The organism is Veillonella parvula, assembly GCF_018366295.1.
GTDB lineage: Bacteria > Bacillota > Negativicutes > Veillonellales > Veillonellaceae > Veillonella > Veillonella parvula_P.
Genome location: NZ_JAGZIJ010000001.1, coordinates 199,553 through 216,646 on the forward strand (window position 1 = coordinate 199,553; position 17,094 = coordinate 216,646).

Consider the following 17,094-nt stretch of genomic DNA (forward strand, 5'->3'; position numbering starts at 1 on the left):
CTATATAATCTATAAGGCCAGTGGATGCATCCACTGGCTTTTTTGGAGGTATATATGATTCGAGTAATGGTAAATGGCGCTGGCGGCAAAATGGGTCGTGAAGTGGTCAAAGCAGTACATAACGATCCTGATTTAACATTAGTTGGTGGTATTGATCCGACTAAGGCAGGGGAAGATGTAGGCTCTGTAGCAGGAATCGAACAATTAGGTATCAAGATGAATGCCTCCATTGATGAGGTATTAGATATAAATAAACCTGATGTGATTGTAGATTTCACTAATCCTGCAGTTATTTATGAAAACGCGAAGAAAATGTTATCCGCTGGTATTCATGTAGTCATCGGTACTACAGGATTGACCGCAGAACAACGTGATGAACTTGATACAATAGGTCGTTCCAATCAAGCAAATTGCTTAGTGGCGCCAAATTTTTCTCTTGGGGCGGTAATGATGATGAAAGTGTCTGCAGAGCTCGCTCCATATTTCCCTAATGTAGAAATTATAGAATTACATCATAATCACAAATACGATGCGCCTTCTGGCACAGCTATTTTAACAGCTAAATTGATTAACGATGCTAAACAAGCTGCTAAGGTAACTGCTGATGAGGATTTAACTCGTGAAAGCTTACCAGGTGCTCGTGGTGCTAAGGTTGACGATGTAACAATTCATAGTGTACGCCTTCCAGGTTATGTGGCTCATCAAGAAGTTTTATTTGGTGGTTATGATGAAACATTAACCATACGTCATGATAGCTTAAGCCGTTTATCTTTTATGCCAGGCGTAGTATTAGCATGTAAAAAAATTAGTTCTAAAACTGGCTTAACATACGGTTTAGAACATTATTTATAATATTTGTGCAAGGAGATGTATCAATGAAAAAACCTAATATTGCAATTCTAGGTGCTACTGGTGCAGTAGGTGCTGAATTTATTACACTTATTGAAGAACGTAACTTTCCTTATGAAAACTTAAAACTATTAGCTTCCGCTCGTTCTGCAGGTACAGAACTTACTGTGAATGGTAAAACATATATTGTAGAAGAAGCAAAACCTGAATCTTTTGATAATATTGATATTGCGCTATTTGCAGGTGGCTCTATATCTAAAACATTAGCGCCAGAAGCCGCTAAACGCGGTGCTATTGTAATCGATAACTCTAGTGCATTCCGTATGGATCCTGAAGTTCCACTCGTAGTACCAGAAGTTAACCCAGAAGATATCTTGAAACATAAAGGTATCATTGCAAATCCTAACTGCTCTACAATTATCATGAGTTTAGGATTAAAACCTCTTCATGATCTCTCTCCAATTAAACGTGTAGTTGTAAGTACATACCAAGCTGTATCTGGGGCAGGTAAAGAAGGTATTGAAGAACTTGAAAATCAAGTAAAACAATATACTGCAGGCGAAGAAATGACAGCAAATCTGTTGCCAACCGGCTCTGCTCCTAAACACTATCCTGTAGCATTCAACTTATTGCCACAAATTGATGTGTTCTTAGAAAATGATTATACTAAAGAAGAAATGAAGATGGTTTACGAAACGCAAAAAATTCTTCATGACGAAACTATTCAAGTAGTCCCAACTACAGTTCGTGTTCCTGTATATCGCTCCCATTCTGAATCTGTCTTGGTAGAAACAGCAGAACCTGTATCTGTAGAGGCTTTCAAGGTGGCATGTGAAAAATTCCCTGGGTTACAAGTTAAAGATAATCCTGCTGAACAAATTTACCCTATGCCATTGTATACATCTAATCAAAACAACTGTGAAATTGGTCGTATTCGTAAAGACTTATATAATGACAAAGGTATGAACTTCTGGATTGTAGGGGATCAAATTCGTAAAGGTGCAGCTCTTAACGCGTTGCAAATTGCTGAGTACTTGGTGGAAAAACAAGCATTTTAATCTATCAAGGGGGGGACATATATGAAAACCTTTGGTCGAGTGTTAACAGCTATGGTGACATCCTTTAATAGTGATGGATCCGTAAATATTGAAAATTGTGTTGCTATCGCCAATCATCTGTTAGATAATGGCTCTGATGGTCTTGTGGTTTGTGGCACAACGGGTGAAAACCCAACTATGTCTAGAGACGAAAAATTAGCTCTATTTAATGCGATTGCAAAAGAATGTGGACATAAAGGTTCGATTATTGCCAATGTAGGTAGTAACGATACAATGGCTTCTGCAGAATTTGTAAAGGAAGTCTCTAAAATCGATGGTATCGATGGTTTGCTAGTTGTAGTACCTTATTACAATAAACCGAACCAACAAGGTCAATATTTGCATTTTAAAACTATTGCAGAAGCTACTACATTGCCAATTATGGTGTATAATGTACCAAGTCGTGTAGGGACAGGTATTTTCCCAACTACCTTAGTTCAACTACATAACGAATATCCACATATTTGTGCTATCAAAGAGGCAAGTGGTAATTTAATGATTGCTTCTGAAATTAAGCGTTTAATGCCTGGAGATGATTTCATGGTATATAGTGGGGACGATGGTCTTACATTACCGATGTTATCTATTGGAGGATGTGGAGTCGTATCTGTAGTATCTCATGTAGCAGGCAAAGATATGAATGCTATGATTCAAGCTTATGAATCTGGCCATAACTACGAAGCGATTCGTATTCATCAAGCTTTATCAGAAATTATAAAAGCGATGTTCATCACCACAAATCCGATTCCTGTTAAATATGCAGCCCGTAAAATTGGCTTACCTGTGGGAAAATTTAATTTACCAATGTGTGAACCAACGGCCGATGAAGCAGCATATATTGATAAAGCATTAGCAGAATATCTAAAATAAAATATCAGTATAAAATAAAAACCAGTGACTACATTGTAGCTACTGGTTTTTATTTTATACTGCAATCTTACTGTTATTTTTGATTAGAGTGACATTATTTGTATTAAATTAATTGTATTTTAATGTAAAAATTTATAATTATGGTATAATTTCTCTGGAGATAGTATTTTTAACTATACTCTAGTCTACTGTTAATTCATGATAAACAGACAAATTGTGAAAGTTCGAACCGACCAATATGGCGGGTACATTTAAAACACAAGGAGTTTAGCATGATACTAACAATGTTAAAAGGTAAAATTCACAGAGCTACTGTGACACAAGCAGAGCTTGATTATGTAGGGAGCATTACAATTGATACAGATTTATTGAATGCATCCGGAATACGAGAATATGAACAAGTTCAAATTGTAAATATTAATAATGGAGCACGTTTTAGTACATATACTATTGCCGGAGAAGCAGGTAGTGGTGTTATATGTTTAAATGGTGCTGCTGCACGACATGTGCAAGTACATGATAAGATAATTATCATGTGTTATGCACAGCTTGATGAAAGCGAAGTTGAGAGCCATAATCCTCTCGTTGTATTTGTAGATAACAATAACAAGATAAGTCATATAAAAAACTATGAGAAACATGGTTTATTAGTTGATCAAAAATAATTGTCATTGATCGAATTACAGTAGACTGTATAGGAGACTATCTTCGTATTTACAATATAACGGAGGAATATAATGGAATTTATAACAACTATCGAAAATGTGCGGAATACAGTAAATAGCTGGAGAAAAGATGGTTACACAATTGGTTTTGTACCAACCATGGGATTCTTACATGAAGGACATGCTGCATTAATAGATCAAGCTAGAAAAAATAACGATAAAATCATTGTCTCTATATTTGTAAATCCTATTCAATTTGGAGAAAATGAAGACTTGAGTACTTACCCTCGTGATATTAATAGCGATAAAAAGTTATGTGAATCACATGGTGTTGATCTTATTTTTGCTCCAAATCCGGAGGAAATGTACCAAGATAAAAAGGCATTTGTAAACATTGCGGATTTATCTGATACATTGTGTGGTATTCGCAGACCAATTCACTTTAAAGGCGTTTGCACTGTGGTGGCAAAATTCTTTAATATTATTCAACCAACAAATGCGTATTTTGGTGAAAAAGATGCACAGCAATTAGCCATTATACGTAAAATGGTCTTTGATTTAAATTTTCCTGTCAATATTATTGGTGTTCCCATTGTTCGTGAAGAAGATGGTTTAGCAAAATCTTCTCGTAATACATATTTGTCTAGTGAAGAACGGAAAGCTGCTACAATCTTGTATAAAGCTATTCAATTAGGAAAACAAACTATACAATATGGTTGTCCTGCTAAATGTATCATTGATACTATGACAGACACTATACAAACCGAACCGCTTGCTAAGATAGATTATATTTCAGTTGTTGATGCTAAGACTATGCAACCTGTACAAGAGGTTACTGCTCCAGTATTAGTGGCTATGGCTATATATATTGGTTCTACACGACTTATCGATAACTTCTCATACGATCCAAAATAAGGAGAGAAGTTATGAATCATTTACTTACACTCAACAACGTTCTTTCCAAATACTTGATTTTTATAATCCTAGGCTTTTCATGTATCGCCTATATAGTACCAGAATACTTTACTTGGGCAATCGCTTATACACCATTTTTACTTGGTATAGCAATGTTTGGAATGGGGCTTACTATTAAGTTTGAAAGCTTATGTAGTATCCTTAGGCATCCAAAAGATATTTGTATTGGTGTACTTGCACAATATACGATAATGCCTCTATTAGCCTGGGGAATTTGCCATATATTCACATTATCACCAGATATTGTTATTGGTGTAATATTAGTAGGTTGTTGTCCCGGCGGAACAGCCAGTAATGTTATAACCTATATTGCCAATGGTGATGTCCCTTTATCTGTAGGAATGACTATTACTTCAACATTGATAGCTCCCATAGTTACACCATTATTAATCTTATATATTGGTGGCGCATGGGTAGATGTTCAAGTACTACCTATGATGATTACTATGGTAAAAGTTATTATTGTGCCAATTTTATTAGGCGCAGCAATCCAATATGTATGTAAATCACATATTAATACTTTAACCAGCATTAGTCCGATCTTCTCAATGATTGCTATTATACTATTAATAGCAGCCATTATTGCTATCAACAAGGATAAACTATTCGTTTCTGGGCTTGAAACACTTATTGTTGTTGGTATACATAATATACTAGGTCTACTACTAGGCTTAGGTGTAGGAGCACTGCTTAAATTAAGATATGATAAAACTACAGCGCTAGCAATAGAGGTAGGAATGCAAAATAGTGGTTTAGCCGTAACATTGGCAGCAACAAATTTTGCATTAAATCCATTAGCGACGCTAGTAGGGGCTATTTTTAGTGTATGGCATAATATATCAGGTGCTATTTTTGCTACTCTACGGAGAGAAAATAGTTTACATTAAAAATAAACTTTATATATGTAACAAAAAAACGGCAACAATATGTTGCCGTTTTTTTGTTTATATTCTATCTCGCACAAGACCGATTACGAGACCCTCAATATGACAATCATCTACAATAATTGGATCAAAATCATCATTTTCAGGCTGCAAACGAATGTGACCATTTTCTTTGTAAAAACGTTTTACTGTAGCTTCATCATCGATACGTGCTACAACTACATCGCCATTATTTGCTGTATTTTGATGGCGTACGATGAGCATATCACCTTCATACATACCGATATTCATCATAGATTCGCCTTGAACACGAAGTAAGAAACAATCGGAATCACCAGTTAATTGAACTGGCAATGTAAGCGTGGACTCTAAGTTTTCCACCGCAGTAATAGGCATACCTGCTTGTACAGTACCGATAAGAGGTACTTGTTTAAGACCTGCACCTAAAAACTCAAAGTTATCAGAGCTAGACGTTTCATTACCAGTTACTGAAATAGAAGGTTTAGTATCTTCTAAAACAGTAATAGCACGATTTTTATTTGGATCACGCTTAATATAGCCAAATTTTTCTAGCGCATTCAAATGAGATTGAACAGTAGAAGTGGAACTTAGCCCTACATGTGTACAGATTTCACGAACTGTAGGACAACGATATTCATTATGTAATGAATCTTTTATAAAGTCTAATATACGGCGCTGTTTTGTATTAATATCTGTAGCAGGGCGTCTCACGATAAACCTCCAAAGTCAATCTAATGTCAAAATAATGTCAATATATCTATGCGTAAAAATTACCACATAACGTACTATATAATAAAAATATAAGATATTTACTTAACTTATATACCTATTATAGGCAATTTTAAAAGTTTTTGCAAACATTTGTTCTAAAACGCTTGACCGAACATTCGTTCGTGTGGTATTATAAGCATGTAAACAAACAAATGTTCTCAGATATTATGTTCGATGTAAATGTGAGGTATGAGATGAAAAATATATTGATGATGGTAGGAATGTGCTTAACAGTATTATTTGGTTATAATATGTCAAATCCTACAACAGAGGTAAATACACATAATGTACGTGAAGTAAAGGTTCAAGCAGGTGATACAATGTGGGATATTGCAGCACGTACAGCTCATAAAGATATGGATGTTCGTGAAATGGTATATGCTATGAAGGAACTCAACAATATTAGCGATTCTGGTGCGCTTGTACCTGGTACCGTTTTGAAAGTACCAGCAAATAAATCTGATAGTCCAGTTAGAGCTTTGGACTATATGGCTCAAAACTAAATATATATGGGTTAATCCCACGCAAAAAAGCAGCTACTCTAACAGAGATAGCTGCTTTTTGTTATCTAATGTATGTTATTAAACGATTTATAGTTATTGTCTAAATCAACTGATTTATGATTGTTATCTAAATCGCTTTTCAAAAATTGTAGAGATAGGATTATCTACAAACTTATTCGCTTCATTAATATAACGACGAACCATATTTACACTATGATGACGTGTTTGTCGCATAATATTACGTTCTTCAACACCATAAGCTGCTGCAGTCGTTGCAAAGCCATGACGTAAACTATGGGCGCCATACATAGTCGGATCTAGACCAATAAGAGAAATATATTTTTTTACGATTTCTGAAATCATCTTATCGGATATAGCTGTTTTACGTAAAGACATATTTTTTGTAAACCCTCTAAATACAGGTCCCTCAGTAATACCAGAAGCACGTAACCATTGTTGTAAGGCTCGTACTGCATCTAACGGAGAAGCAGATAAATGTGGGATAGCTACCACGGCACCTTGACCTTCTTGGTCGGCCTTAGAGGATGCTACAAAGATTTCAACACCTTGTGGTAAAAATTGAAGATTTTCTACTGTAATAGCCGCAATCTCACTGCGACGGAAGGCACCCATAAAGCCAATCAAAAGAATAGCTTTATCACGCAATAATTGAAGTTCCGGAACATTTAGCTTAGCCATACAGTCTATAATATCTTCAATATCTTCTAATAAAACTGGTGTTTTCCCTTGTTGAAACGTTCCTTTTAACCGTCTAATGCCACGTAAGGCCTGTTTTACAATAGGTGCCATACATGGATTATTTCTTTGACCAGAAGCATTAAAATTTTCAGATATAGCACTTATACGACGTGAAATTGTATTTGCCTTTGCATAATCTGCTAGATCGTTAATATAATTTACTATTGTTTCTGGTGTAGCTGGAAAATAAGATACCTTTTGATAGGTACACCAATCTACAAAATCGTCCCAATCCGATTCGTAAGCATCAAGAGTATTCTCGGCCTTAGATAACAATATGCTTTGTTTTGCTTTCATAGACAACTTTGTACTATTCATAAGCGCATCGTTATTGCGCAAATAGAAATGTTTTTGTTGTTTCTTAGACTTTGACATAATTCACCCTTACCCCTAAAATATCAATATAATTGTACCATAGATTAGATCTATATATGCTATAATTAGAGAATATAATAACTTATTCGGGAGAATTTACCAATACATGACGAAGAAATATATATTAGTAGGAACAGTCCTTGTTCTTTTAGGTACAACTGGCTGCTCATACATTCCAACAGAAAACATTTCTTATGGTGTATATTATAATGATACAGATCTATCAAATACACCAAAGAACAAATTACAAGCGCGTTTGCAAGAGTTGAACGATAAGATACCTCAGACTATATCTATCGATATGGGAAATAATAAAAAACAACAAGCTACATATCATGATTTAGGCATTCAATTCGATACAGAGGGTTTGGTAAAAGCTATTTCCACATATGGCTATGAGGATGATATGTGGACAGTACTGTCACATAGATTTAATGGATTATTTTATGGTCATCATTTTAAACCACAATATAAGTTAGACGAAGTAAAGGGGAAAACATATCTCACTGAGTTAGCAAAAACAATAGATACACCTGGTCATGATGCATATCTTACTGTTGAAAATGGACAAGTAGTAATACATCCCGCCAAAGAAGGTAAACGTATTGATATCGATGCCACCCTCAAAAAGCTGAAAGATGATTTACAATCTGGCGATAGTATAAATTCACTTTCTATGGTATTTACTACGCAGAATACAGTAAAAGTTACCGATACTGATCTAAAACCTTTAAATACTGTATTAGCATCTTTCACAACGGAGTATAATCCAGGTAATGAAAGCAGAACACATAATATCCAATTAGCTTCTGATAAGATAAATGGTACACTCATTAAGCCAGGCGCACAATTCTCCTTTAACGATGTTGTAGGCGAACGTACTGCAGAAGCTGGCTATGATGATGCACCTGTTATGATTGATGGCAAATTAGTTCCTGGCATTGGTGGCGGTATTTGCCAAGTAAGTTCTACTATTTTTAATACAGCTTTATTATCCGGAATGAATATTGTTGAACGAACTCCTCACTTTGAACCAGTTGGATATATTCAAGCTGGCAGAGATGCTACTGTAGCTTGGGGCTATTTAGATTTTAAGTTTAGAAATCCATATCAGCATTCTATTTATATCTTAAGCGTTATGAATAATGGAACCTTAACTATTTATATTATTGGTACAGCTCAAGATAAACCAAAAAATGTATCTATCTCTGTAGGCGATTACAGTGAGATTCCTAATAAAACAATAACTAAGGTAGATCCATCTTTAAAAGAAAAAGAGGTACAAGAAGGACATGTAGGCTTGAAAATGAATACATATAGAACCATTACATATGGCAACTGGGTTACTCAAACCGATTCCTTTGAGTCTGTATATGACCCAGTAGATACAATTATTACAATGCCTACTACATCTGAAGCAGCAGTAAAAAAAGGTGACAAAAAGAAAACATAATTATAGTTTTTATGAAATATAGCCTAAACTATTGACCATTAGATATAAATAGTTTAGGCTATAATTTGGGCTGTAAATGAGAAATCATTATAGACGTAAATAAATTAGTATAGATTAATTATTAAAATAAAAAGCATAAGATATTCTCAATAATTATCATTTAGATGAGAGTAGAATAGAAGAGGAATTTATGGACACAATTTTACAATTTGATCACTCTTTAATCTTCTATGTACATGAACATTTTGTATATAGTTTTTTAACACCAATTATGGCATTTATTTCAAAAATCACAAGTAATGGCGCATTATGGATTATAATAGCCTTATTATTAATGCTACAAAAAAAATATCGCGTTTTAGGCGTGGCAATTATTATTGCTTTAGGATTTGTATTTATAATTGGCGACCAAGGTTTAAAACCAAATGTAGCGAGATTAAGACCATTTGTTGATTTTCCAAATGTAACGGTGCCGTTAGAATCTGCACTACCAAAAGCTACAAGCTATTCATTCCCATCAGGTCATAGTTTTGGTTCATTTGCATCATCTATGACCATTTACCTAGGCTTAACTCAAATAGCGCCTCAGAAGCGATATTTAGGGATTTTAGCATTGTTAGGTTCAATAGTAGTAGCGTTCTCTAGAGTTTACTTATTTGCGCATTATCCAACAGATGTATTAACAGGTTTAGTATTAGGGATCATCGTAGGATTTATTGCCTGGAAGTTAGCAAGAATTGGTTGGAACTGGTGGACTAACCGTCATAATGATGTAGAATACGAACCATACACATTTAAACGTAAATAAGCAAAAATAAGCAAAAAACTTGATAACATAAGGGATTGGGCCATTTAGGCCCAATTTTCTTATACAAATTACTTCCGATAATATATCGTTATCGGAAGTAATTCATATTAAAAACAAAAACTAGCCTATAAGTTTATAAGCTAGTTTATTTTAGTTAATCAAAATAATCAGTAAAAATTAATTTTTCTATATGCCAATAAAGTATTATTATTACATAAAATTTATATTGAATTTTTTAGAATTAGATTGTAAAATAGTAATATAAATTATCTGATTTACTCATACTCTTATGGAGGAATTTTATGTGCTGGTGTGATATTGTAAGTAAAGCCAAAATTGGCGGTTTAAAACATTTAGGAAATGGCATGGAGAGTTCTTTAAGATTTCTTGCTGAAATGGTTGTTGGTTTAAGTATTATTCGCGTGTTAGTTAACTGGGTTTTTGGTATCTAATTTCTCAGATGAATATAAACATATTAATAGGCGCTTAGTTATCTAAGCGCCTTATTTTTATATATTTTGATTTATAAAATTAGTTCCTTAACTATACACCCAGTGTATTATTCATATGCTTCGCTACAATCAATGTATTCCATAATAATTTGACAGATTTGACCATCTTTATCAAATGCCCAGTATACTGGATATAAACCATCACCAAATCCAGATTGAATCATCGGTACTGTCAATTCTGTATCAGGAATTGTAAAGTTAATCCAATCACCTTTAGAACGTTGGTATTGTGGATAGGCCATAGCATTTAATTGGAATAAATCACTATAATAGTCATCGTATATATTTTTTTCAGGATAGTTTATATGCCATTGTTCATAAAACTTATTATATGTTTCAATTGTTTGTGCATCTACAATTGTAGCTAAACCCGAATCTACAGGAAATCCAATATAGGTATCCCCATCATCTAAATCGGTTAAGTCTTCAGTCCCTTTTAATGCTAATTCGTAATATACAGGCTCATTACCGCTAAAAACAACTCGACTAGCTACATAACGATATTCATTTGGTTCCATTTCGATTATCTTAGTATCTAACAGATACGTACCTGGTGTTACCTGTCTAAGATATGTATCTGGTTTACTTGGCAATGTTACTAGAGGATCACAACACGTAATATATCCTGTTGGAAAATTTACCGTCCACATGGGTAATGTGTGTAACGGAAATCCTTTTAACTCTTTTCTGTTAAATAAATCATGATATGGTACGGTAGGTTTTAATTTACCTTCGGAACCTAATCGGTTAAAGGTTTGAATCCATTCGCTAGTTAATTTAGATTGTTCCATATTACTCCTCGGCTTCGTATTTACAATGAATATATTCGCCTTCTAATACTTCGTAGGCTGCGGTTTTACGTATAATTTGCTTTACTAATGTATCTAGTTTAGAACCATTTGTATAGTCTGCAGGTGCATAATAACGGATACGATGATGACGCATCATCTTATATACCTTTTCTTTATCTTTCTTAAATGGATCATATACACCTATAGAATGACCCCCATTAGCGTTCACAAGACTCATACAAGGAATATCTGTATCGCTATCCCCAATATAAATCATGTTACGGAACGGCACTCGTTGATTTTCAGGCTTAATGTAATCATTAACACCAGTATCATTAATATCAAGAATTCCTTTTTGAATACGGAACAAAAATTGTGTCTTATTCGTATAGTTAATGGCTTGTGCAGGCCAAACAGCTACACCTTTATCATCAAACATAAATGCACTGGCATAGATTTTGGTGAAAGCCCCCTCTTTTGCCATTTCAGTGCCTTCGATCATCTCTTTTAAGCCAGACGAAATAATATAATGTTCAATCTTAACGCCTTGTTCTAAGCCATATTCGCGAATACGTTCAAACCAAGTCCGTACCCCTTCGTATAATTCTACTTGATTGCCGTATTCCATGAGTTTATCTTTTGTTACATAGAAATGGCCTACAGCTTCTTGAATCATTTTGTACATATAGGCTAAGTTATTATCCATATCATGTTTTTTAGCCAATTGATTTGATTCATGCCAAAATTGTTTGATTTGCTCTTCGTTATAGCCTACCGATTGAATGAAACCTTGTGCCTGCATATCGTCAGGGGTTAATGTCTTATCAAAGTCGTAACACATTGCTAACACGGGCATAGATGAGTCAGATGATTGTAAATTATCTTTACTATCTTTCTTATACGTTATCATAAATGCACCTCCTTTTAAATTAAACAAAAAATACATTTACACTCTCTTATATTCCTAAGATTCCTTCTTGACAACCCCTTTGGTATCTATTTTACACGGTAAGTCAATTCATTTAATTTAGTAATTTCTAGTAATTTTGCTTAAAATAAGCTATCTTGTTTTATAGTTTCCTCTACAATCCAGCTCTTCTCCGAACTTTCTTTGATAATTTCTCTTTTTGAAAGTTTTCCAATAAGTAAGCTAGAATTTGGATCATGATGTAAACGATTATATCGAACTGCTGCTTGATTAGTATTGGCATAACAATAACGGCAAAAGTGGCTACAGCTATCGTAGGCACCAATATCACCATGTAAATAACAATTACATTCTGGTCGTGCTGGCGTACGTTTTGGTGCTTTTAATTTTATATTCCAGGCCCTTTCATAACAATCTAAAGTAAGGCACCCCTCCGTATCAGCACCAATTTCTTTAAAGATATGCCCTTCTCCACAGGTTTTGAGAGTCATATGATGAGAACGAGCTATGGATAGAAATTCTTTAATAATCTTATTTTGAACATCTAAACTCGGTCTGTACCCTTCTGGGAAATTCTGAGCCACCTTATCAAATATATCTAAAAAGCTAACAACAACTGTATCTGTATAATCTTTAAGGGACTTGGCCATTATATAAAAGCTTTCAAAATGAAAATCTACTGTATACTCATTGGTTAAAATGATAGGATCATAGCGCCATACAATAGATTGTGGAGTAAGCAGTTTGGATATGTGTTTAAATCCCTCTATAACAGAAGCATAAGGTGGTACATAGGGCTCAATATCAGTTCCATAAGGCGTTATTGTCATATGCCAGTATTGTCTGTAGTCAACAATTTCATTTAGTAGTGGAATAAATGGTAAAGGATTCTTAGTACAAAATGCAATGCCATCTATTACCTCTTGATTAATAGGATACCGAGTCACCTGTAGCGGATTATATGGATTACGAACATCTACAAACCCTTCACGGACACGATTGATTAGCCATTGGCCATAAAAAGCAGGAATATCTGTACGTTGTCCAGTCTGTAATATCATAGCCCTGCCCTTTCCTTAAAATAAAACATAGAAGTATTATATCATACCTCATAGTTAGTATTTATGGAATTAATGTGATTTTTGCTGTATAGTTCGTTATTATTTTATGATACTATAAATACTATAGAATATGAGGAGAAGTAAAATATGAACGATATTTTTGAACGCAATCACCCTATGAAAGATGATAAAGACTTTATTACATCCTATTGGACAGATCGGGCTAAAGATTTTGGTGCTTTACGCGCTAAAGAATTGGAAAGTCCAAAACTAAAATTATGGATAGACGAATTAACAAGTCATATATTTGATTTTGATAGATCTTTACGTATATTAGATATTGGTTGTGGAGCTGGATTTTTCAGCATCATCCTATCTCAACTAGGTCATACAGTGCATGGCATTGATATTACGCCCAATATGATAGATGAAGCGAATCAACTAGCACAGTCGCTAGATTGTGATGCAACTTTCTCCGTAATGGATGCAGAAAATCTTAGCTTTGATACTAATACCTTTGATATCGTTGTAGCTCGTAATGTGACGTGGAACTTACCTCATCCAGATAAAGCCTATGCCGAATGGTTACGCGTTATTCGCTCAGGTGGTTTAATTCTCAATTATGATGCGGAACATGCTCGTAATCACCATGATTTACCGCAATCCGTTCATCATGCTCACGAACATGTTAGTAAGGAATTAAAAGAACGATGTCATACCATTTATCATATGCTCGAGATTTCTTCTTATACACGACCAGAATGGGATAAAGAACTGCTCACTAAATTAGGTGCTAGCTCTGTATCAATTGATCCCACAGTAGGCCCTCGTATTTACAGCGAAGAAGATGAATTTTATATTCCTGTACCAATGTTCTTGGTGAAAGTAATTAAATAAATCTATATAATATATAACACAAAACCCACTCTATGATTATCATGAGTGGGTTTTGTATTTAGATTAACTGCTAATTACTAAAATATACCTGAGCTTTATCAATCTCTGCCCGTAGTTTTTCTTCATCAATTGTAAGCAGTTCTTTGTCTTTCATAAGAACTTTACCACCCACAATTGTAGTATTTACATCGGAGCTATTAGCAGAGTATACAAGAGCTGCTAAATCATTGTAACGAGGCATCCAGTGCATACCAGATACGTCATATAACACGATATCTGCACGATAGCCTTTCGCTAATACACCAAGGTCTCTATAGCCAAGTGCTTTTGCGCCTTCTATAGTGCCCATATTCCAAGCTGCTTGTGCAGGAATGGCTTTAGGATCATAGAGTCGTGCTTTATGCAATGTAGCTGCAAGGCGTACTTCTTCAAGCATATCAGCATTATTATTAGAAGCGGAACCATCTGTGCCAAGACCAACAGTAATACCTTTAGCAATCATTTCAGGAACAGGTGCAATACCACTAGCTAATTTAAGGTTAGATTGCGGATTATGTGCTACTGATACATTATTTTCTGCCATAATAGCCATATCTTCGTCTGTAACATGAACACAGTGTGCGGCCAATGTAGTATTCCAGAATAGACCTAATTCATGCATATGAGCGATAGGAGTTTTACCTGTAGCTTTTATAACATTCTCCACTTCCCCTTTAGTTTCGGACAAATGCATGTGAATACCACAGTTTAACTCATGAGATAAGGCGATAACCTTTTCCATGTAAGCATCGGGACAAGTATATGGAGCATGTGGTCCAAGCAACACTTTGATGCGGTCATTATCAAAGCCATTCCAAGTGCGGAATAAATCAGCATTTTCAACTAATGCTTGATCTGCTGTTGGAGATACACCCGCTAAGCCACGAGATAATACAGATCGAATACCTGTTTCTTCTACCACCTCAGCTGTAGTATTCATAAAGAAATACATGTCGCTAAAAGTTGTGGTACCCGTGCGCAACATTTCAGCAATGCCAAGTTGTGTGCCATAACGGACATAATCGTCGTTTAGTTTTGCTTCTGTTGGCCAAATTGCTGTTTCAAGCCATTCCATAAGCTCAAGATCATCTGCATAGTTTCTAAATAGCCCCATCGCAATATGAGTGTGCGTATTTACAAGACCTGGCGCTGCCAATTGGCCTTTACCATCTAGTACTTCCTCAGCAACATCTTTTGCCTTAATAGCTTCACTATCCTTTAAAATAGCTGTAATATAGCCATGTTCAATTTCAATGGCATGATTTTTAAGAACACCCTCATCGGTGAGGACGTCTACATGAGTAATCAATAAATCAGACATAGTCTTCCCTCATAGGTATAACCGAGCCATAATAGCTCGGTTATATTTGTTTAATTTGAAAGCTAGTAATAGTTTGGATACAAAATGTATTCCAGAAACCATCATATTTCAATACAGTATTAGTTTACTTTTGTTAGATAATCGATTTGTTCTTGTGTTAAAGAATCTAAGTCATAGCCCATGGAGTTCAACTTAAGTTTAGCGATTTCCACATCTAATTCATGAGGCAATACGTATACTTTTGGATCCATTTCTTTACCGTTTTTCAAGATATACTCTGCAGCAAGGGCTTGCATAGCAAATGACAAGTCCATAATTTCTGCAGGGTGACCATCGCCAGCTGCAAGGTTTACTAGACGGCCTTCAGCCAATACATAGAGTTTACGACCATCAGACATAGTATAGCCTTCGATGTTTTGGCGAACCCTTTCGTGGCTTACAGCAAGTTCAGTAAGATCAGAAACATTCACTTCGCAGTCAAAGTGACCAGCATTACATAAGATAGCTTTATCTTTCATCACTTTGTAATGCTCTTTTACAATAACATCTTTACAACCTGTTACAGTACAGAAGATATCCCCAACCTTAGCGGCTTCAATCATAGGCAATACTTTGAAGCCATCAAATACAGCCTCTATAGCTTTAATTGGATCTACTTCAGTTACATATACGTGTGCACCAAGGCCTTTTGCGCGCATCGCAACGCCTTTACCACACCAGCCATAACCAGCAACAACAACGTTCTTACCTGTTACAGTCAAGTTCGTAGTGCGCATGATACCATCCCAAACGGACTGACCTGTACCATAGCGATTATCGAAAAGATATTTACAGTAAGAGTCATTTACAGCAATCATAGGGAATGTTAATTGTTTAGCGTTCTCTAATGCATATAAACGATGTACACCTGTTGTAGTTTCTTCACTCCCCCCTAACAAACGTTCTTTTGCATCTTGTCGTGTAGTATGCAATAGATTTACTAAATCACCACCATCATCAATGATAATATGTGGTTTATGATCAAGTGCTTTATGGAGGAAGTTAAAATATTCTTCATCAGTACAATCGTACCAAGCATATACAGTAATGCCCATATCTACAAGACCTGCAGCTACATCGTCTTGTGTAGACAACGGATTGGAGCCCGTTACAATTACATCTGCACCACCGCGTTTTAATACAGTCGCAAGGTATGCTGTTTTTGCTTCCAAGTGAACACTAACAACAATTGTTTGGCCTTTGAAAGTTTGTTCTGCTTCAAAACGGTCACCTAATGTGTTTAATGTAGGCATAAAGTTAGAAACCCAATCAATTTTTTTGCGACCTTCTGTTGCTAAATTTATGTCTCTAATTAAAGATTGCATAATATCTCCTTTTACTCATACAAGTAGATACAATAAAATAAATAGTTGATAGTAAATCTACTTAGATTTATTGATATTATATAATGTTGTTAATATCGTTGTAGATACTTACTTATATAGATAATATATTGCTTATATTTTGAATGCTTAA

Annotated in this window: 18 protein-coding genes; 11 read left to right on the plus strand and 7 right to left on the minus strand. The window is 35.0% G+C overall.

Going from position 1 to position 17,094, the window contains the following annotated elements; translation table 11 throughout:
• Positions 1-54: 54 nt before the first annotated feature.
• From dapB to KHY58_RS01035, 6 genes are all read left to right on the plus strand, one after another.
• A complete protein-coding gene (dapB, locus tag KHY58_RS01010; protein ID WP_077708418.1) occupies positions 55-852 on the plus strand; it encodes a 4-hydroxy-tetrahydrodipicolinate reductase in 798 nt (265 codons plus the stop codon).
• Between the two features lie 23 nt (positions 853-875).
• Positions 876-1,907: an aspartate-semialdehyde dehydrogenase gene (locus KHY58_RS01015; RefSeq protein WP_119562960.1), complete on the plus strand. Its 1,032-nt coding sequence runs from the start codon at positions 876-878 to the stop codon at positions 1,905-1,907.
• A 21-nt stretch (positions 1,908-1,928) separates the two neighbouring features.
• Positions 1,929-2,816 carry a 4-hydroxy-tetrahydrodipicolinate synthase gene (gene dapA, locus KHY58_RS01020; RefSeq protein WP_215675651.1) on the plus strand — a complete coding sequence of 296 codons (888 nt, stop codon included), beginning with the start codon at positions 1,929-1,931 and terminating at the stop codon, positions 2,814-2,816.
• A 272-nt stretch (positions 2,817-3,088) separates the two neighbouring features.
• Positions 3,089-3,481, plus strand: a complete 393-nt coding sequence (panD, locus tag KHY58_RS01025; RefSeq protein ID WP_004695834.1) for an aspartate 1-decarboxylase — start codon at positions 3,089-3,091, stop codon at positions 3,479-3,481.
• A gap of 72 nt (positions 3,482-3,553) precedes the next feature.
• Entirely contained in the window at positions 3,554-4,396 is an 843-nt protein-coding gene (panC, locus tag KHY58_RS01030; protein WP_278471573.1) for a pantoate--beta-alanine ligase, read from the plus strand.
• A gap of 11 nt (positions 4,397-4,407) precedes the next feature.
• Positions 4,408-5,343, plus strand: coding sequence for a bile acid:sodium symporter family protein (locus KHY58_RS01035; RefSeq protein ID WP_101928275.1), 936 nt, complete (start codon positions 4,408-4,410; stop codon positions 5,341-5,343).
• Between the two features lie 57 nt (positions 5,344-5,400).
• Here the strand turns inward: KHY58_RS01035 and lexA are convergent, their stop codons facing one another.
• On the minus strand, positions 5,401-6,072 hold the full coding sequence (gene lexA, locus KHY58_RS01040) for a transcriptional repressor LexA (RefSeq protein ID WP_012864371.1): 672 nt from the start codon (positions 6,070-6,072) through the stop codon (positions 5,401-5,403).
• Positions 6,073-6,326: 254 nt separating this feature from the next.
• Here lexA and KHY58_RS01045 point away from each other — a divergent pair, with 254 nt between their 5' ends.
• Positions 6,327-6,635, plus strand: a complete 309-nt coding sequence (locus KHY58_RS01045; protein WP_215675645.1) for a LysM peptidoglycan-binding domain-containing protein — start codon at positions 6,327-6,329, stop codon at positions 6,633-6,635.
• A 123-nt stretch (positions 6,636-6,758) separates the two neighbouring features.
• Here the strand turns inward: KHY58_RS01045 and KHY58_RS01050 are convergent, their stop codons facing one another.
• On the minus strand, positions 6,759-7,769 hold the full coding sequence (locus KHY58_RS01050) for a site-specific integrase (protein WP_215675643.1): 1,011 nt from the start codon (positions 7,767-7,769) through the stop codon (positions 6,759-6,761).
• Between the two features lie 106 nt (positions 7,770-7,875).
• On the opposite strand from KHY58_RS01050, the gene KHY58_RS01055 reads away from it, so the two are divergent.
• The 3 genes from KHY58_RS01055 to KHY58_RS01065 all read left to right on the plus strand — a co-directional run bounded on the left by KHY58_RS01055 (position 7,876) and on the right by KHY58_RS01065 (position 10,482).
• Entirely contained in the window at positions 7,876-9,222 is a 1,347-nt protein-coding gene (locus KHY58_RS01055; protein ID WP_004695846.1) for a VanW family protein, read from the plus strand.
• Between the two features lie 190 nt (positions 9,223-9,412).
• Positions 9,413-10,030 carry a phosphatase PAP2 family protein gene (locus KHY58_RS01060; protein WP_004695848.1) on the plus strand — a complete coding sequence of 206 codons (618 nt, stop codon included), beginning with the start codon at positions 9,413-9,415 and terminating at the stop codon, positions 10,028-10,030.
• A 302-nt stretch (positions 10,031-10,332) separates the two neighbouring features.
• Entirely contained in the window at positions 10,333-10,482 is a 150-nt protein-coding gene (locus KHY58_RS01065) for a hypothetical protein (RefSeq protein ID WP_004695850.1), read from the plus strand.
• A gap of 107 nt (positions 10,483-10,589) precedes the next feature.
• Here the strand turns inward: KHY58_RS01065 and KHY58_RS01070 are convergent, their stop codons facing one another.
• The 3 genes from KHY58_RS01070 to KHY58_RS01080 all read right to left on the minus strand — a co-directional run bounded on the left by KHY58_RS01070 (position 10,590) and on the right by KHY58_RS01080 (position 13,322).
• Positions 10,590-11,333 (minus strand): DUF4241 domain-containing protein, encoded by a 744-nt coding sequence (locus KHY58_RS01070; protein WP_278471578.1) that lies wholly within the window; start codon positions 11,331-11,333, stop codon positions 10,590-10,592.
• Position 11,334: 1 nt separating this feature from the next.
• On the minus strand, positions 11,335-12,243 hold the full coding sequence (locus KHY58_RS01075; protein ID WP_278471579.1) for an HAD family hydrolase: 909 nt from the start codon (positions 12,241-12,243) through the stop codon (positions 11,335-11,337).
• A 140-nt stretch (positions 12,244-12,383) separates the two neighbouring features.
• Complete coding sequence (locus tag KHY58_RS01080) at positions 12,384-13,322, minus strand: DUF1848 domain-containing protein (RefSeq protein ID WP_278471580.1); 939 nt, start codon at positions 13,320-13,322, stop codon at positions 12,384-12,386.
• 147 nt (positions 13,323-13,469) lie between these two features.
• Here KHY58_RS01080 and KHY58_RS01085 point away from each other — a divergent pair, with 147 nt between their 5' ends.
• The gene (locus KHY58_RS01085; RefSeq protein WP_278471581.1) at positions 13,470-14,219 is read left to right on the plus strand and encodes a class I SAM-dependent methyltransferase; all 750 of its coding nucleotides are present in this window, start codon (positions 13,470-13,472) and stop codon (positions 14,217-14,219) included.
• A 70-nt stretch (positions 14,220-14,289) separates the two neighbouring features.
• On the opposite strand, the gene KHY58_RS01090 is transcribed toward KHY58_RS01085, so the two are convergent.
• On the minus strand, positions 14,290-15,579 hold the full coding sequence (locus KHY58_RS01090) for an amidohydrolase (RefSeq protein WP_278471583.1): 1,290 nt from the start codon (positions 15,577-15,579) through the stop codon (positions 14,290-14,292).
• A gap of 119 nt (positions 15,580-15,698) precedes the next feature.
• Positions 15,699-16,943, minus strand: coding sequence for an adenosylhomocysteinase (locus KHY58_RS01095; RefSeq protein WP_004697218.1), 1,245 nt, complete (start codon positions 16,941-16,943; stop codon positions 15,699-15,701).
• Positions 16,944-17,094 lie beyond the last annotated feature (151 nt).

Excerpts from the sequence above, each read along its gene's own strand:
- dapB (WP_077708418.1), top strand. The coding sequence starts at position 55 with ATGATTCGAGTAATGGTAAATGGCGCTGGCGGCAAAATGGGTCGTGAA.
- KHY58_RS01015 (WP_119562960.1), top strand. The coding sequence starts at position 876 with ATGAAAAAACCTAATATTGCAATTCTAGGTGCTACTGGTGCAGTAGGT.
- dapA (WP_215675651.1), top strand. The coding sequence starts at position 1,929 with ATGAAAACCTTTGGTCGAGTGTTAACAGCTATGGTGACATCCTTTAAT.
- panD (WP_004695834.1), top strand. The coding sequence starts at position 3,089 with ATGATACTAACAATGTTAAAAGGTAAAATTCACAGAGCTACTGTGACA.
- panC (WP_278471573.1), top strand. The coding sequence starts at position 3,554 with ATGGAATTTATAACAACTATCGAAAATGTGCGGAATACAGTAAATAGC.
- KHY58_RS01035 (WP_101928275.1), top strand. The coding sequence starts at position 4,408 with ATGAATCATTTACTTACACTCAACAACGTTCTTTCCAAATACTTGATT.
- KHY58_RS01045 (WP_215675645.1), top strand. The coding sequence starts at position 6,327 with ATGAAAAATATATTGATGATGGTAGGAATGTGCTTAACAGTATTATTT.
- KHY58_RS01050 (WP_215675643.1), bottom strand. The coding sequence starts at position 7,769 with ATGTCAAAGTCTAAGAAACAACAAAAACATTTCTATTTGCGCAATAAC.
- KHY58_RS01055 (WP_004695846.1), top strand. The coding sequence starts at position 7,876 with ATGACGAAGAAATATATATTAGTAGGAACAGTCCTTGTTCTTTTAGGT.
- KHY58_RS01060 (WP_004695848.1), top strand. The coding sequence starts at position 9,413 with ATGGACACAATTTTACAATTTGATCACTCTTTAATCTTCTATGTACAT.
- KHY58_RS01065 (WP_004695850.1), top strand. The coding sequence starts at position 10,333 with ATGTGCTGGTGTGATATTGTAAGTAAAGCCAAAATTGGCGGTTTAAAA.
- KHY58_RS01070 (WP_278471578.1), bottom strand. The coding sequence starts at position 11,333 with ATGGAACAATCTAAATTAACTAGCGAATGGATTCAAACCTTTAACCGA.
- KHY58_RS01075 (WP_278471579.1), bottom strand. The coding sequence starts at position 12,243 with ATGATAACGTATAAGAAAGATAGTAAAGATAATTTACAATCATCTGAC.
- KHY58_RS01080 (WP_278471580.1), bottom strand. The coding sequence starts at position 13,322 with ATGATATTACAGACTGGACAACGTACAGATATTCCTGCTTTTTATGGC.
- KHY58_RS01085 (WP_278471581.1), top strand. The coding sequence starts at position 13,470 with ATGAACGATATTTTTGAACGCAATCACCCTATGAAAGATGATAAAGAC.
- KHY58_RS01090 (WP_278471583.1), bottom strand. The coding sequence starts at position 15,579 with ATGTCTGATTTATTGATTACTCATGTAGACGTCCTCACCGATGAGGGT.
- KHY58_RS01095 (WP_004697218.1), bottom strand. The coding sequence starts at position 16,943 with ATGCAATCTTTAATTAGAGACATAAATTTAGCAACAGAAGGTCGCAAA.